Annotated in this window: 11 protein-coding genes; 7 read left to right on the forward strand and 4 right to left on the reverse strand. The window is 66.0% G+C overall.

All coding sequences use genetic code 11. The annotated features are described in order from the left end of the window. Positions 1-111 precede the first annotated feature (111 nt). Positions 112-1,293, forward strand: coding sequence for a cytochrome P450 (locus CDN38_RS27285; protein ID WP_075511529.1), 1,182 nt, complete (start codon positions 112-114; stop codon positions 1,291-1,293). A gap of 41 nt (positions 1,294-1,334) precedes the next feature. On the opposite strand, the gene eccCa is transcribed toward CDN38_RS27285, so the two are convergent. After that, positions 1,335-5,501 carry a type VII secretion protein EccCa gene (gene eccCa / locus CDN38_RS27290; protein WP_075511528.1) on the reverse strand — a complete coding sequence of 1,389 codons (4,167 nt, stop codon included), beginning with the start codon at positions 5,499-5,501 and terminating at the stop codon, positions 1,335-1,337. After that, complete coding sequence (eccB, locus tag CDN38_RS27295) at positions 5,498-7,018, reverse strand: type VII secretion protein EccB (RefSeq protein ID WP_075511527.1); 1,521 nt, start codon at positions 7,016-7,018, stop codon at positions 5,498-5,500. The genes eccCa and eccB overlap by 4 nt, the downstream gene beginning before the upstream one ends. A 320-nt stretch (positions 7,019-7,338) precedes the next feature. Between eccB and malQ the strand changes: the two genes are divergently transcribed. The 4 genes from malQ to CDN38_RS27315 all read left to right on the forward strand — a co-directional run bounded on the left by malQ (position 7,339) and on the right by CDN38_RS27315 (position 11,443). Next, positions 7,339-9,483 (forward strand): 4-alpha-glucanotransferase, encoded by a 2,145-nt coding sequence (gene malQ, locus CDN38_RS27300; protein WP_099319489.1) that lies wholly within the window; start codon positions 7,339-7,341, stop codon positions 9,481-9,483. 118 nt (positions 9,484-9,601) lie between these two features. Next, on the forward strand, positions 9,602-10,489 hold the full coding sequence (locus CDN38_RS27305; RefSeq protein ID WP_075511526.1) for an LLM class F420-dependent oxidoreductase: 888 nt from the start codon (positions 9,602-9,604) through the stop codon (positions 10,487-10,489). 16 nt (positions 10,490-10,505) lie between these two features. Then, positions 10,506-10,994 carry a nuclear transport factor 2 family protein gene (locus tag CDN38_RS27310; RefSeq protein WP_075511525.1) on the forward strand — a complete coding sequence of 163 codons (489 nt, stop codon included), beginning with the start codon at positions 10,506-10,508 and terminating at the stop codon, positions 10,992-10,994. Between the two features lie 143 nt (positions 10,995-11,137). After that, positions 11,138-11,443, forward strand: coding sequence for a LapA family protein (locus CDN38_RS27315; protein ID WP_408633027.1), 306 nt, complete (start codon positions 11,138-11,140; stop codon positions 11,441-11,443). 9 nt (positions 11,444-11,452) lie between these two features. Here CDN38_RS27315 and CDN38_RS27320 read toward each other — a convergent pair whose 3' ends face one another. Together CDN38_RS27320 and CDN38_RS27325 are read right to left on the reverse strand one after the other, a co-directional pair. Further along, positions 11,453-11,881: a type II toxin-antitoxin system Rv0910 family toxin gene (locus CDN38_RS27320; protein WP_075511524.1), complete on the reverse strand. Its 429-nt coding sequence runs from the start codon at positions 11,879-11,881 to the stop codon at positions 11,453-11,455. A gap of 227 nt (positions 11,882-12,108) precedes the next feature. Next, positions 12,109-12,672, reverse strand: a complete 564-nt coding sequence (locus CDN38_RS27325) for a hypothetical protein (RefSeq protein WP_075511523.1) — start codon at positions 12,670-12,672, stop codon at positions 12,109-12,111. 231 nt (positions 12,673-12,903) lie between these two features. On the opposite strand from CDN38_RS27325, the gene CDN38_RS27330 reads away from it, so the two are divergent. Next, the gene (locus CDN38_RS27330) at positions 12,904-14,757 is read left to right on the forward strand and encodes a DUF4407 domain-containing protein (RefSeq protein ID WP_075511522.1); all 1,854 of its coding nucleotides are present in this window, start codon (positions 12,904-12,906) and stop codon (positions 14,755-14,757) included. Positions 14,758-14,993: 236 nt separating this feature from the next. Next, positions 14,994-15,443, forward strand: coding sequence for a DUF6941 family protein (locus CDN38_RS27335; RefSeq protein ID WP_075511521.1), 450 nt, complete (start codon positions 14,994-14,996; stop codon positions 15,441-15,443). Positions 15,444-15,498 lie beyond the last annotated feature (55 nt).

The following is a 15,498-nucleotide window of genomic DNA, read 5'->3' on the forward strand; positions in this document are numbered from 1 at the left end:
CGCCGGATTGGTGCGTGTCTACCACACGTGCGATATTTGGGCTGTGTCAGTAGGGCCTGGCTGCCTCGAAGGCCGTGAAACAAGAAAACGGACCACCGAAGAGTCGAACGTATGAGCATTACCGGAGGAGGCCAGGCTGGCGCGTTTCACCTACCGCGGCTTGAATATTCGACGCTGCCGATGGCCGCCGACAGAGGCTTGGGATGGAAGACCTTGCGCGACGCGGGGCCGGTGGTGTTCATGAACGGTTGGTACTACCTGACGCGCCGCGAGGACGTGCTCGCAGCGCTGCGCGATACCACGGCGTTCTCGTCGCGGCAAGCGTTTCAGTCTCCGGGCAACCCGCTACCGTTGGTACCGCTCGGGTTCGATCCGCCGGAGCACACCCGATACCGGCGGATCCTGCAGCCGTACTTCAGCCCGGCTGCCTTGGCTAAGGTGCGGCCAACGCTGCAGAGCCACACCATCGCCATGATTGATGCCCTCGCCCCCCGGGGTGAGTGTGAGGCGATGGCCGATTTCGCGAATCTGTTTCCGTTTCAGCTGTTTCTGGTGCTCTACGGTCTGCCGGTGGCCGACCGTGACCGCCTGATTGCCTGGAAGGACGCCGTCATTGCCATGTCGGACCGGCCTTACCCGACCGAGGCCGATGCCGCTGCAACGCATGAGCTGTTCGAATATCTCGCACAAGCGATCACCGAACGCAAACAGAACCCGGGCCCGGACGTCTTGTCACAGGTGCTCATCGGTGATGACCCACTGAGCGAGGTCGAGGTGCTGGGGCTGAGTCACCTGTTGATACTCGCTGGGTTGGACACCGTGACCGCGGCGGTGGGTTTTTGTCTGCTGGAACTCGCGCGCCGGCCGGATCTGCGCGCCATGCTCCGCGACAATCCCAAGCAAATCCGGGTGTTCATCGAGGAGATCGTCCGGCTCGAACCATCGGCCCCGGTGGCACCGCGAATCACCACCCAGGTCGTCGATGTCGGGGGTATGACGCTACCCGCCGGTTCCCCGGTGCGACTGTGCATGGCCGCGGTAAATCGCGACGGCACCGACGCGATGTCCACCGACGAGTTGGTCATGGATGGAAAAGTGCACCGCCACTGGGGATTTGGCGGCGGGCCGCACCGGTGCCTGGGTTCTCATCTGGCGCGTTTGGAGCTGACCCTGGTGGTCGGCGAATGGCTGAAGCGGATTCCCGACTTCGGCCTGGCTCCTGGATACACGCCCGAGATCCGATTTCCGTCAAAGTCCTTCGCGCTCAAGACGTTACCGCTGCGTTGGGGCTGACTCAGCCAACCTCAGCCAACCCCAACGCGGCGCTGACGGTCTTACCTTCGCCACTCGGTGGCGGCGACCTGCACGAACACCCCGGTGTCCTCGGCCATCAGCAGGCCGCGGCCACGGGGCAGCGGACCGCCCTTCATCTTGCCGCGGATGAAGCCCTCGTCCGGATCGGCGTCCATCACCAGCAGTGGCGCATTGGCCTGATGCAGCGCGCGCAGCATCGGGTCGCTGCCTGCCGAAGACCAGCCGCCGAAGGTACGGGTGACGATCACGTGCAAGCCGACATCGGCAGCCCGGTTGACGAACGGAACAACCTTGTGCAACGGCGAATCGAAGCCCGGCGGCAGCTGCTGGATGTCGTCGACGATCAAGAAGATCTCCGGCCCGCTCCACCACGAGCGCGACAACAGCTCCTCGGCGGACAAACCGGGCGGCGGCTCACGGCCCGCCAGGGCCGCCGACAGCTCACCCATCATCGCCACAACGCCGTCGAGGTTGTAGGCGAACTTCTCCATATAGTCCGAACCCAGCGCGGTCAGCAACTGCCGGCGCGGGTCGACCAGCCAAACCTGCGCGGAGGGCCGCCCGGGGGGCGGCGGCGGCGCGCTGCTGGCGCCCGGCGCGTAGAGCCGCCCGATTTCGGACATGATCGTCGCCAGCGTCGTCGTGCGCCCGCATTCGCGTCGACCGGTCACCATCAGGTGCGAGTTCTCGGCGAAATTGAGGTAGACCGGCTGCAGATCCAATTCCGATATTGCCCAGGCGATTCCGCCGGCACCCACGCCTTGACGGGTGTCGCGTGCGGCCAGCTCGCGCACCTGTTCCACGCCGAACCGTGCCGGCAGGCGGCGCACTGGCGGGGCTTGGGCGGTTGTCAGCCGGCTCACCGCCGCGACCACACTGTCGCACTCGAAGACGTTGGCGGGCGTGCTGCCCAGCGCCGGCCGCGCCACCAGGGTGTGCAGACCCGCCTGCGGGTCGCTGTCCAATCGGACGTAGTTGACCGCAACCATGCCGCGGCCGGGCTTGACGGGAACATCCTTGGCGAAGCGGGAACGCACCAGCTTGGCGTCCTCCACCGCAGCCAACCGCAGTTCGACCCGGGAACCGAAACCACTGCGCACCGGCGGCCGCAGCTCCGATTCGCGATCCGCGGTGACCACCACGTGCACCCCGAACGAGGGGCCCTGGTTGATGATCAGGTTGACCTGCTCGATCAGTACTTCGTTTTCTTCGGCCAGCGCCCGGTAGTTGTCGATCACCAGGTACACATCGCCGAACCCGTCGTTGGGTACCGGCCCGGCTTCTCCGCCGAACTTGCGCCGGCGGAACATCTCCATCGACGCGATGCCGTGTTCAAGGAAGCTCCGTTTGCGCTCGCGCACCAGCGCCAGCAATTCGGCCACTGTCCGGCGCACGCCATAGGGGTCGGTGGGACCGGCGACCTCACCCACATGCGGGAAGCGCGCCACTGTGGTCAGCGCGGTGCTGCTGTACGCCAGGCAGTAGAACTGAACTTGCTCGGGAGTATGGGTCAGCGCCGCCGAGCAGATCAGCGTCTGCAGAGCGGTGGTCTTGCCCGAACCGCCCGCGCCCAGGATCAAGACGTTGGCACCGGGGCCTGAGGTGTCGACCGTCCACGGTGGCTGGTCGTGCTTGAAGGGGCGGTCGATGATCCCGATCGGAAACACCAGATTCCGCGCCGAGCCGTAGTCCTTCTGCCACGGGTGGCCGAGGAACCGGTTGACCAGCTCATCGATGGCAATCGGAACGGTCAGCGGCGGCTGCCACAGCCGGTAGGGCTCGAATTTGATCTTGCGCAGCTGGTCGATGATCACCGTCCCGACCTTGGGTGTCCGGACGCCTTCTTCCTCTTCGGCGTCGGCGGCCTCGACCTCGATCACCTCGCCGTTGCCATGCGTGACGGCCGCCTCGATTTGCGGCCCACCCACACTCACCTCCAGCGGCGTGAACGAATTGGTAAATAGCTGCGGCCGGATGTAGTCGATGTTGTGCACCAGAACGGGAGCTTCGTCACCGTCGATGGTGCCGCCGGGGGCGTAGTAGTCGCGCCACAGGAACTCGGCCTGGAAGCGGGTGATGTCCTCGAGGCTCCGGCGGAAGTAACCCAGACCGGCCTGTGCTGGCAGGTTCACCGCATTCGGCACGCCGGCGGCCTGGGCGGCCCCGGCGGTACGCGCCTTCAGCACCAGGCGATAACCCATGTTCTCCATGAGCTTTTCGGCCCGGCTCTCGATGGTCTGCGAGGCCATCATCAAATGGATCCAATACGCACGACCCTGCCGGCCGATCGAGTCGAGCACGTCGACCGCGGTCGGCATGATCCGGAACCATTCGTAGAACTCGTCGATGACCACCACGAGCATCGGCAACGGCGGCATGTCCTGGCCGCGGGCCCGCATCCGGAGGCGTACCGAGTTGTACTCCTTGGCGTCGTCGACACCGGCGCTGTCGCATACCGCCTTACGGCGGGCGATCTCGCCCCACAACGCATCCAGGAAGCGTTCCATCAACGCCTGGTCTTCTTCGAGGTCGGTGATGATGCGCGACACGTGCGGCACCCCGGCGAACGGCTTGACCGCCGAACCACCCTTGAGGTCGGCCAACACGAACTGCAGTTCCTCGGGCGGATGGCTCAGCATCAGCGACTCGATCACGGTTCGCACCAGCGTCGACTTCCCGGAACCCGTCGTTCCGGACATGACGCCGTGCGGGCCGTCACCACCTTCGTCCAGCGACTTCATGTCCAAGAACAGCAGTTCGCCGTTGTCGGAGCGGTTACCGAACGGCGCCCGCAATCGCGACCGGCCCATCGTGTCGGTGCGGTTGCCCCACAGCGAGTCGAAGTCGATGCTGCCCGGGTCGTCAATTCCGTAGTAGGACAAGATGTCTCGGGCACCGATGTGGGCGACCCGCTGACCGATCTCTTCGTAGGCCTCGGCGAGCCGCCACTGCGCCAATTTCTGGGAGAACTCTTCGGCCTCCGCGATGCTCATCTGGTCGCTCAGTGCGAAAAACCAGGCCTTGTCGTCGATCACCATCCAGGTGTCGCGGTCGCGGGGCAGCGCCTCGATCACACCCTTCTCGTCGAATTCCAGCTTGCGCTCCGGGACGTCGGTCCACATCGACGAGCCGGTCAGGTCGAAGAACGTCACCCCGTCCACGCCTTCGGCACTGATCACGTACTCCCACTGCGGGTCGTCGACATCAGCGATGATAACGGTGTGCGGTGTCGGCGTCTGCGCCGACGAGCTGGCGTGCCGGGGCGTGAACGACCCACGCCCGGCGAACAATTCGGCTTGCTCGGCGGCGAACTCGCGGACCGAGCTGTAGACCATCCGCGCATTACCGGCCGCATCGTGACGCCGTGAGTCACCGAAGTGCGGAAGCCACTTCACCCAGTCCCACTCGTCCAAATCGGAACTGACCACGATCAACTGCACATGGTCGGGCCCATGGGAGAACGTCAGCTGGCAAATGATCGCCCGCATCAACCCCAGCACCTGCTCACGAGTCCCGACGAGCGCATACCAGGGCTCAACCAGCAGCGAAACCATCTTCGGCAGGTTGTAGACGACGCTTTGATAGCGCCCGAACTCCTGAAGCGCCTTACCGGTCACCGGCTCGAGCTCGATGTCGGTCGGCATATTCTGCGGCTCGCCCCAGGTCACCTCCGGCCGCGTCATTCCCACGCCGACGCGCACGACGCCGAAGTTGAGGTCCTTGCCGTCGGGCTTGCGCTCCCACATCCGGGGTGATCCGACTGCTGCGGCGAGCGTGGTGGGCGCCGGGTGGAACCACCGGTAGTTGGAGTCCATGCTGTCGGCCGATTCCTGGGCCGTCTCGCGCAGCATGTCCAGCATCAACATGAACTGAGCGCGCATCGCGTCCAGCTTGGGACGGCTCATCTGCTGCTGGCCGCCGAACCGGCCGCCGAACATCATCATCATCATCCCGCCGACCATGAAGATCGGGAAGATGGCGCCGGCGCCGCCGAACACGCGTGATCCGCTGGCGAACGTCATCGCGACCATGCCGCCCAGCAGGCCGATCACGACGACGCCCACCACGATCAGCCACCAGGGCTTGCCCTCGGGCGGCGGAATGCTCAGCGGTGTCGGCAGGACGATGTTCTCCGGCTTGATGACCGGCGGCTTTTCCGCCGTCGGCCGGGCAAAACCACGTTTCACTTGGGTACCACCAATTCTGCGGGGGTCATGTCCATGGGTAGGGTGTCGTGTTCGACCAGCGCATCGGCTCTGGACAGCGTGGGACCCTGCGGCAGCAGTCGCAGCGCCACCCACGGGGCCATGCTCGGGGCCAGGCTCAGCCCCAACGCCTCGCGGGCTTCCTTGGTGTCCTCCACCCCGAACCGAGCGCCCGCGTCGGTGAGCCACCACAGCGATTCGGTGGTCTGTGCGGCGGGGTTGTTACCAGTGACGGCCACGAAGTTGGCGTAGTCGGGTCCGAAATAGACGTGGTCGGCCTCACGGCCGCTCATGTCGGCCTTGACCAGATCAACCACCTTGTGCATTTCGTGGGTTGCGACCGGGATGGTAGGCCCGGAGATCACCTTGACGCGGGCCCGGTTCTCACCCCTGGTCCGTTCCCACCACCAGCACGTCGACGGATTTTCCCGAATGTCCAGCACATTGAGCGGTTCATCCGGGTAGGCGGACAGATCGATCCTGTTGACGACGGGCATCTTGGCCAACGCCGAGGGTTCCACCGTCACCGGTTTGGTGTTGCCCGGGCGCCCGGCGTTCTGCATGATCTGGGCCACCAGAGGCGGCAAGGTCTGCACCCCGTCGGCCAAGACCAGCGAATACTGTTGCGGCCCACTGATTTGCGGCGTGACGAGCACCGTACCCACCGGACCGGGAGCACCGGGGAAAGTCGCCGGAGCACCCGCGTTGGGTACCTCGGGCACCAGCAGCTCGGGCCCCACCGGCAGGGCGTCGTAGAGCGCATGGCTCATCGGTCGGGCCTGACTGACCTGTTCCGGAGTCAACCCCAGCGGCAGCAGCACCGACCGGTTCGTGGCGTCGATGCGCGACCGGCGCCCCTCGCGGATCACCCAGGCGTCTCCGGCATAGCTGAGCACCACGGCATCGGAACCCTTCAATACCCGCCGGTGGCTGCTGAGATCGGGAGTGCCGTCAATGACGGTGACGGAGACCCCTTGCGCCGACCCGAGGCTCGACGAGGTGGACACGGTGTCACACACCAGCCATGACGACGACGGCGGACTCTTCGGGTAGAACTGATTCGGCGCGCCCGGGATGCCCACCAGCGGCCCGTGCGGTTGGTTGGCGATCTGGCTTCCCTTAACCAGATGCGGGTTGTCCGGCCGCCCGGTGATCAGCCGCGCCGACGCCAAGTTCAGCGCGGGATACAGCCGGTCCCCTACCCGGACGAAGAGCGCGCCCGAATCCCGGTCGGCGATGATCGGCGACTCGTTCAACTGGCCTGACGGGCTGATGAACGACCACAGCAACGCGCCCAGGCAGATCACCAGGGCCGCGGACACCGATGCGACCACCGCCAGCGTCTGACGCCGGCCAGGTTCGATCTCCATGCGCACCCGCCAGCGGGTCAATGCCATCGCGGTTCGGCGCGCCAGGAACTGATAACCCGTTACCTGGGTCCGCGTGGACAATCCGAGGCCGTACCCCGACCCCCGCTGCCCGCGGCTCTCTTCAGCCACGCTAGATCACCTTCCGGTCTGTTCAGAACGCCTGGATATTGGCCCAAATTGTGGAGAAATGCTGACGACATCGATAACCGTAGGGCACCCGAAAGGACGGCGCCATACGGCCCTTACCGCACTAGATCCCCCAAGGATTTCGTCGTGTCTTCATTGCATCGTAGCGACCAATCGCCGTCTCGGCGCGCGGAAATGTTGCGCCCGGTTTAACGTCTCTGACCTGGGAAGTAAACGCGCGGTGCGGGGAGGTCGCGGCGAACCGGACAAGCCAGACCGCCCCGCCGTCCGCGCGCAGCGGTGTTGGACGCAAGATGGGCGCCATGACTGAGCTCGCGCCCTCGCTGGTCGAACTTGCCCGCCGACTCGGCATCGCCACCGAATACCAGGACTGGACCGGCCACGACGTGCGTGTCTCCGCGGAAACGCTGGTGGCGGTGCTTGCTGCGTTCGGCGTTGCCGCGCGCACCGAGGAGGAGCGCAACACCGCGCTGACGGAGCAACTCCGGTCGTACTGGGCCCGTCGGCTGCCGGCCACCATCGTCGCTCGCGCCGGCGCGCCGACGCGGTTCTGGGTGCACGTCACCCACGGCGCGCCGGCCGACGTGTGGTTGTGCCTCGAGGACGGCACGGTACGCGGCGGGGTGCAGCAGATCGACAACTTCACCCCGCCATTCGACCTGGACGGACGCTGGATCGGCGAAGCCAGCTTCGTGCTGCCCGCCGACCTACCGCTGGGGTATCACCGCGTGCAGCTGCGCTCCGGCGACGACGAGACCAGCACCGCACTCATCGTCACGCCGGACTGGGTCGGGCTGCCGGAAAAACTCGGCAACCGCCGAGCCTGGGGCCTGGCCACCCAGCTCTACAGCGTGCGGTCCCGACGGTCGTGGGGTATCGGCGATCTCACCGACCTGGCTGACCTGGCGCTGTGGTCGGCTTACCGGCACGGCGCCGACTATGTCCTGGTCAACCCGCTGCACGCGGCGACACCGACAACACCCATGGAGCCGTCGCCGTACCTGCCGACCTCGCGGCGCTACTTCAACCCTCTCTACCTGCGTGTGGAGGCTATTCCCGAGTTCGGCGAGCTGGCCAAGCGCAGCCGAGTCCGGCAACTGCGCACCGACGTGCAGCAGCGGGCGGACCGGCTCGACACCATCGACCGGGACAGCGCGTGGCGCGCCAAACGCAAGGCTCTCGAGCTGATCCACCGAGTGCCGCGATCGGCAGGGCGCGAGCTGGCCTACGCCGCGTTCCGGTCCCGGGAGGGCCGTGCCCTGGACGACTTCGCCACCTGGTGCGCACTTGCCGAGAAGTACGGCGGTGACTGGCATCGATGGCCGAAGTCTTTGCGGCATCCCGATGCCCCCGGCGTCGCCGGTTTCGTGGACAAACACGCCGACGCGGTCGATTTCCACCGGTGGCTGCAATGGCAGCTGGACGAACAGCTCGCTGCGGCGCAGTCCGGGGCCACCCGGGCAGGAATGGCGTTGGGCATCATGCATGACCTCGCCGTGGGCGTCCACCCCGACGGGGCCGACGCATGGGCCCTGCAGGACGTGCTGGCGTCGGGCGTGACCGCCGGCGCGCCACCGGATGAGTTCAATCAGCTCGGTCAGGACTGGTCCCAGCCGCCGTGGCGACCCGACCGGCTCGATGAGCAGGAGTATCGACCGTTTCGCGCTCTCATCCGGGCGGTGCTGCGGCACGCGGGCGGAGTCCGGATCGACCACATCATCGGGCTGTTCCGGCTGTGGTGGATCCCAGCGGGAGCGGCGCCGACTCATGGCACGTATGTGCGATACGACCACGAGGCGATGATCGGCATCGTCGCGCTGGAAGCGCATCGGGCCGAAGCGGTCGTCGTCGGGGAGGATCTTGGCACCGTCGAACCGTGGGTGCGTGACTATCTATTCTTGCGCGGCCTGCTGGGCACCTCAATTCTCTGGTTCGAGCTGGATCGTGACGGAAATGGCGGTCCGCTGCCGGCCGAGCGCTGGCGCGAGTACTGCTTGTCGTCGGTCACCACTCACGACCTGCCGCCGACGGCCGGATATCTGGCCGGCGACCACGTGCGGCTGCGCGAGTCGCTCGGCTTGTTGACCCAGCCGGTGGAAGCCGAACTCGATGCGCATCGGGCCGATCAGGACGCCTGGATCGCGGAATTGCGCCGGGTCGGCCTGTTGGCGGACGGGGCCGAAGCCGACCCGGAGCAGACCCTGTTGGCCCTCTATCGATACCTCGGCCGAACGCCGTCACGCCTGTTGGGAGTTGTGTTGACCGACGCGGTCGGTGACCGGCGGACGCAGAATCAGCCAGGCACTACCGACGAGTACCCCAACTGGCGGGTTCCACTGACCAGTCCCGACGGCAAGCAGGTGCTGATCGAGGACATCTTCACGGACAAGAGGGCAGCCACGTTGGCTGAACTGATGCGAGCCGTGACGGCTCCTGCGGTCACCTGAGGATCGTGCTGTTAGCGTCGGATGTCGTGACATCTACGCGGTGCGTCTCCCGCCCTCGCACGGCGGATGTCCCGGTACTCCCTGCGGCTGATGCCGCTGATCCCCACGGGGCGCACTGATGGCAGCCACGCCCTCAGTGGGGGTGGTCGCCCCGGTTGCCGCCGGAGTCACCGCGGACCCAGAGTGGATGACCGCCTTCGCGTTGCACCTCGAGGCTTGCAACTTCGAATCGATCATCGTCGCGGAACACACCGTGCTGGTCACCACGTACGACAGCGTGTACCCGTACGACAGTTCCGGGCGGGTCGGGTTGGCCGCGGACTGCCCAATTCCCGACCCGCTCGATCTGCTCGGGTTTCTGGCCGGCCGGACGACGCGGCTCGGTTTGGCCACCGGAGTCTTGGTGCTGCCCAACCATCACCCGGTGGTGCTGGCCAAACGCGCGGCGACGATCGATGCCCTCTCCGGCGGCAGGCTGCGGCTGTGCGTGGGTGTGGGGTGGCTCAAAGAAGAGCTCGAGGCTTGCGGGGCGGAGTTCGACAGCCGGGGCCGCAGGGCCGACGAACAGTTGGCGGTGCTGCGGACACTGTGGGCCGACCAACCGCACGGCGCTTCTCACCACGGCGAGTTCTTCAAGTTCGACAACGCCATGTGCTACCCCAAACCGGTTGGGCGGCTTCCGATTCACATCGGCGGGCACAGCCGGGCGGCCGCGCGCAGGGCCGGGCGCTTCGGCGAGGGCTTCCAGCCACTCGGCGTGGCCGGGCCGCAGCTCGCTGCGCTGATCGCGCTGATGCGTGCGGAGGCGTCCTCGGCCGGCCGCGATCCGGCATCCCTGGAGGTCTCTTTGGGCCACCTGGTGACCAAGATCGACAGCGAACGCGCGGCCCTCCTCGTCGATGAAGGCGCCGACCGGATCGTGCTGGGCATGCCGTCGACCACCGATATCGAGCAGGCCAAAGACATCGTTTCGGCGTGCGCTCAGCGTCTGGGATTGGCTTCGTGAGGTCTTTTGAGGTCTGATGACCCCCGCTGAGTCTCTTGCGCCGGCCGATCGGCTGGCGCTCAGCGATCTGGTGCATCGGTATGCGGCCCGCGTCGATGATCGTGAATTCGATTCTGCGGCCGCCCTTTTCATTGCGGCAGCCGAGCTGACGACACCCGACCCGCCCGCGACACTGACACCGGTCCATTCGCATCGGGGCCAAAAAGCCATCGCCGCCGCCATGGCGGCCGTCGCCCAAACGATGCGTACCGAACACGCGATCGTCGGGGAGGTCTATGACAAGGCTCCGCGGCCGGGTGTCGCGCGAGGGCGCATCACCTGCATCGCGCACCATTGGAGCCGGCGCGGCGATGACCTGGTCGACGTGGTCTGGCATCTGCGGTACGACGACGAGTACCAGCTGACCGATTCGGGCTGGCGAATCAGCAGCCGCACCTTGACGATCAACGCCATTGAAAGCCGGCCGGTACGCCGATTGCTGCCGCGCCAGCAACCGTCGACCTGAGCGGCTGCTGACTCCGCTTTCATGCGCTTCCATGCCGCGCCAAGCGAAGTCGTTTGGCCATGCGGCATTTCGGGTAATTCCGAAGGTGCTGACCGACCCCGTCGGTTTGCCGGTGCGGAGACCTCACAGTGGAGGAGGCGTTCATGGGGAGCATCTCGCGCCACGCCATCCACCGACGTCCTTACGCCCACGACTCGGTGGAACGCATCGATGACGCCCTGCACGCGCCCGGTCTGGTTGTCGTCGCCGGTGCCGTGCTGGCTTTCGTGGTGTCCATCGCCAATTTCGCGCTCGGACAGGTAGGGCTCGGCCTCGCCGCCGCCATCGGCGGACTGCTCTCGTTCGGCGCCGGTCTGGCTTGGCTTGCCATGGAGCGCAGGCGAGTTCGCGAAGCCGAACGGCAGCGGCCATTCGACCACCAGCAGCGGCCCGAGAGGCCCGAGAGGTAGGAGTGCCGGCTACTGCAAGGCTGCGAGGTTGTCCACCGAGTTCTGAATCTCGCGGCGCAGAACCCTGGCGACGAGACGCCCAACCGGCCCGCCGAGCAGACCGCCTTTCAGGTCAGCCGTCAGACGGAAATCCGACCCCGGATGGTTGGCGGCGACGGTCACCGCAACAGCGATCCGGATTCCGCCCCGACCGCAGCCATGCAGTTGGATCGAGGTCGGCTCGTCATACTCGGTGACCGTCCAGTGAACGACGTTGCGGAAACCCTTCACCTTGATCAGTGACGAGACGCGGACGCCCTCGTCGATCGTCGACGGCACCTCCCCGCGCCACCCCCCGAATATCGTCATCCATTCGTCGAATCGGTGCAGGTCGGAGGCAACTTTCCAGGCGCACTCCGGATCGACGTTAGATGACGTTGACACCTCTACACGCGCCATGTGTCTACCCGCTCTCTGGTTCGGCGGTCCCGTGCTCCTGACCGGCCGCAGCCGGGCCATGCGTTCGGGGTTACATACCCGAGCACCGCAGCCCGATAAACTCCGACAATCCGCCGTCGTCTGCCGGCGAGCCGCCGATTCGCGCCGACCAATCCGGCCTATCGCTGGCCCAATCCCGTTGCCGCAGAACCGGTGCCAACCCAGCGGTTGCCCTCGCCGGCTTGCGGCTAAATTCCTTTCCAGGCGGTATCCAACTGGGCGGCCACGTCGATGACCTGGGCGGCCTGTGACTGCGGTGAATCGATCTCCTCAGCGACGTACTGGGCGATGAACCGCCGGATCTCGCCGTCAACGCCGGCCAGAATGCGCAGCACCTCCCCACGAATCGATTTGGACGACACGTTGACGGTGATATCGGAGGGCCGCGGTTTGGCGACGTCGACAATCAGCAGCAGTGGCTCGGCAGCACGTGCGGTGGCGCGCAGCGCGATATCTCCGGCCACCTTGAACCGTTGCTTGTCGAGCCGGAGGTCCAGCAGCAGGTCAATCGACAGCGGAATGTGAATCACAAATGTGATGAGGTCACCGAGCTTTCGGGTAACCCGCGGCTCGTTGATTTTGACATGCGCGCTGACTTTGGCGATCCCTCCGGGGCCCTGGGCGATCGGTTCCATGTCGAATTCGCTGCCGGCGATTTCGGCGAATGATGCCGCCACCCGCTCCGGTGTGACGGCAACCTCGAAGAATCTGCGGCCGAAGTCTTCATAAGTGAGGTAGTCGTGATGTTGCATAGGCTTATACCGTCTCACGTCAACTCCCGTAACGGTCGCTGATCGGTTCGCGTCGCGCGAAATTTGACGTCATTCGACGTCAGATGCACCAGGCGGACCGGTCCCCACCGCCGCGGTGTGATCTGCGACATCTGCCACGCGTTGTGAACAACGCCACAAGCGGCCGCTTCGATTCGATAAGTCGGGCGGCGGCCTGCCACGCTGGAAGTACCTGGAGGTGTTTGGAGTCTCATGTGCGCCCACGAAAATCCTGATCAGCGCTCGGCCGTAACCCGGATCGAGGGACTGCTGACCTGGCTCGGCGGCGGACACTGGGGTGAACTCGGTGAGTGTCACGAGCGGTCGACCCACGCCGTTGCCGGGGCCGTGGTGGCCTTCGGATCCGGGCTGGCCTGGCTGGTGGCGAGCTTGGCGGTGCGCGAATCGACGGGCTGGCCCACCTGGACCGTCGTTGCCGTGACCCTGGTGTTCGCCCTACTGATCGGCGCGGTGGTCCGCGGTACCGCCGGCGGACCCGGCGTGGACCGGTCCGCCATCGCGGGCCGCGCCGGGGTCGCTCTCGCCGTCGGTGTCGTGGTCGGCGAGCTGGCCGCACTGGTTGCGTTTTCCGGTGCCATCAACCAGCGACTCGACGAACGGGCCCTACGCAATGCCGACTCTGTGCCGGCTGTCGCGCAGGCGTCGGCAACGCTGCAACAGTCCCGCGCTGCGCGGGCCGCGCTCGACAACGGGGTCGAACAGGCTCGGGGTCATCTGGACAAGGCTCTGGTGGTCGCGCGCTGCGAATACCACCCCACACCGGGTTGCCCGCAGACCAGGATCACCGGCGTTCCCGGTCAAGGACCCGAAACACGAACGGCCAACGAGCTTCTCGCCGATGCGCAGCGTGAATTGGACAACGTGTTGGCGGCTCGCGACCGTCAGGCACCCGAGCTCGACGCCAGGGTGCGCCAGGACCAGGAGGCCCTCAACACGGCTCGGCAGGCGGTGGTCGCCGGCGCGGGTCGCGGGCTAGGGACACGCTGGGTGGCCATGAACGACGTAACCCTTGCCAGCGCCGGCGCGTTGGTGCTGCGGGCGCTGCTGATTGCGTTCTTCGCCCTGGTGTATCTGCTGCCGCTGATCCTGCGGCTATGGCGTGGTGAGACGACACATGACCGCCACGCGGCCGCGCGCGCCGAACGGGACCGCGCCGAACTCGAGGCCGAGACCGCCATCGCGATCAAACGCGCCGAAGTTCGCCGCGCTGCCGAAATCATGTGGGCCGAGCATCAGCTGACCCAGACCCGCCTGGCGATCGAGGCGCAGGCCGAAATCGACCGGGAACAGCAACGCCGTCGCGTCATCGAAGCGCTGGAGATTCCGGTGCGCGCGGAGTCGCAGCGTCATTTCGAGGCAGTCGAGCCAGTCGAGGAAGTAGAGGAAGACATGTATCTGCCTATCGCGGCCGAAGCAGAGGCCGCCAGCCGCGCCGTCGCCCAATTGCCGGCTGGAACAGCGGATCGCCTCGCTCAAACCCCGGAACAGCTTCCGGCGCAGGTCGACTCGGGCGGCACGGTGGCAGCGGATGAGACCGAGCGCGGCGGCCCGCTGATTCCGTCGATTCCGGACGCCACCAAAGCTGCGGCGCGATGGATTCGGCCGTTGATGCCCCCGTTCGTGGCGCGGGTGATCGACAACACCACTCAGCCGCTGCGCACCGCACGTCAGGTGTTCGAAGAGGTCGAAGAAATCGCGTTTTCGTTCAAGCGCACCCGCAAGGTCACCGTCAACTCCGAGAGTTCCGACAGCGCCGACAGCTCCAACAGCAGACGTGACCAGCCGGCGCCCCAATCCCCCGTTGCCGAGGGCGTGAACCGTATCGAATCGTCACGTGGCGAAGCCGATACCGGCAGCTACGACGGAAGCTACGAGAGGCTGAGCCCCAACGAGCGATACCGGCCGTTGGAGCAATCTCCGGAAGATCTGGCCGGGTTGCCGATGGGATCGACCGGACGTGCGAAGCGGCGTGAGCTGGTCGGGCGGGAGGGGCCGGCCGAGCTGCGTTCCCCCGATGGTCCGCGTCAGCTGCCCCCCGGTAAGTAACCCCGGTAAGTAACCCCCGGTAAGTAACATGGTGCGACACACGCTGGCCGGCAGCATGCCGGGTCAGGTCGCATAGGATTCTGTCAGCGATGGTATCTCGGCAGGCGCCATCCTGACGGTGCCACCAGCCAGGCATAACGACGGACAAGGACAGGATCTCGTGGGTCTCTGGACGGCAGCACAGGACACGTTCTCACGGTGACATCCCGATCGCCGATCGCAATGCCGGCGGCCTCATGAAGGTCAGCCTTTTCCTGGCGGACGCAGCGCAGGCCGATCCCCAGTCGGGTAAGGTCCACGCCCTCGGGCTGGGCTGGCGACAATGCCAAACACCCACTCCCCCTTTCGCTTTGGTGCTTTTTTTGGACATCGACTGGGATGAGACCAACCAACAGCACAAGTTGACGTGCCAACTGCTGACCACCGATGGAGATCCGGTGGTAGTGACGGGGCCGCATGGCCCGCAGCCCATGCTGTTCGAAGCCGCCGCCGAGGCAGGCCGGATGCCCGGGGCGATCCACGGCACTTCGGTCCGGATGCCGCTTGCCCTCAACATCCCGCCGGGAATTCCGTTGGAACCGGGACTCTATGAGTGGCGGGTGGAGGTGGAAGGCTTCGAGCAGGCCACGGCGGTTGAGGCTTTCATCGTGACCGGTGGAGGCCATTCGCCGGTGGCTTTCGACTAAGAATAGTTCTGAAATAGCCAAGTTACCAACTGTTTTCGTAGAATGACGACGCCAT

The sequence above is a fragment of the Mycobacterium ostraviense genome (assembly GCF_002705925.1).
In the GTDB taxonomy this organism is placed as follows: Bacteria; Actinomycetota; Actinomycetes; order Mycobacteriales; family Mycobacteriaceae; genus Mycobacterium; species Mycobacterium ostraviense.

Bases quoted from the DNA above. Each gene is read 5' to 3' on its own strand.
- CDN38_RS27285 (WP_075511529.1), top strand. From the start codon at position 112: ATGAGCATTACCGGAGGAGGCCAGGCTGGCGCGTTTCACCTACCGCGG.
- malQ (WP_099319489.1), top strand. From the start codon at position 7,339: ATGACTGAGCTCGCGCCCTCGCTGGTCGAACTTGCCCGCCGACTCGGC.
- CDN38_RS27305 (WP_075511526.1), top strand. From the start codon at position 9,602: ATGGCAGCCACGCCCTCAGTGGGGGTGGTCGCCCCGGTTGCCGCCGGA.
- CDN38_RS27310 (WP_075511525.1), top strand. From the start codon at position 10,506: ATGACCCCCGCTGAGTCTCTTGCGCCGGCCGATCGGCTGGCGCTCAGC.
- CDN38_RS27315 (WP_408633027.1), top strand. From the start codon at position 11,138: ATGGGGAGCATCTCGCGCCACGCCATCCACCGACGTCCTTACGCCCAC.
- CDN38_RS27320 (WP_075511524.1), bottom strand. From the start codon at position 11,881: ATGGCGCGTGTAGAGGTGTCAACGTCATCTAACGTCGATCCGGAGTGC.
- CDN38_RS27325 (WP_075511523.1), bottom strand. From the start codon at position 12,672: ATGCAACATCACGACTACCTCACTTATGAAGACTTCGGCCGCAGATTC.
- CDN38_RS27330 (WP_075511522.1), top strand. From the start codon at position 12,904: ATGTGCGCCCACGAAAATCCTGATCAGCGCTCGGCCGTAACCCGGATC.
- CDN38_RS27335 (WP_075511521.1), top strand. From the start codon at position 14,994: ATGAAGGTCAGCCTTTTCCTGGCGGACGCAGCGCAGGCCGATCCCCAG.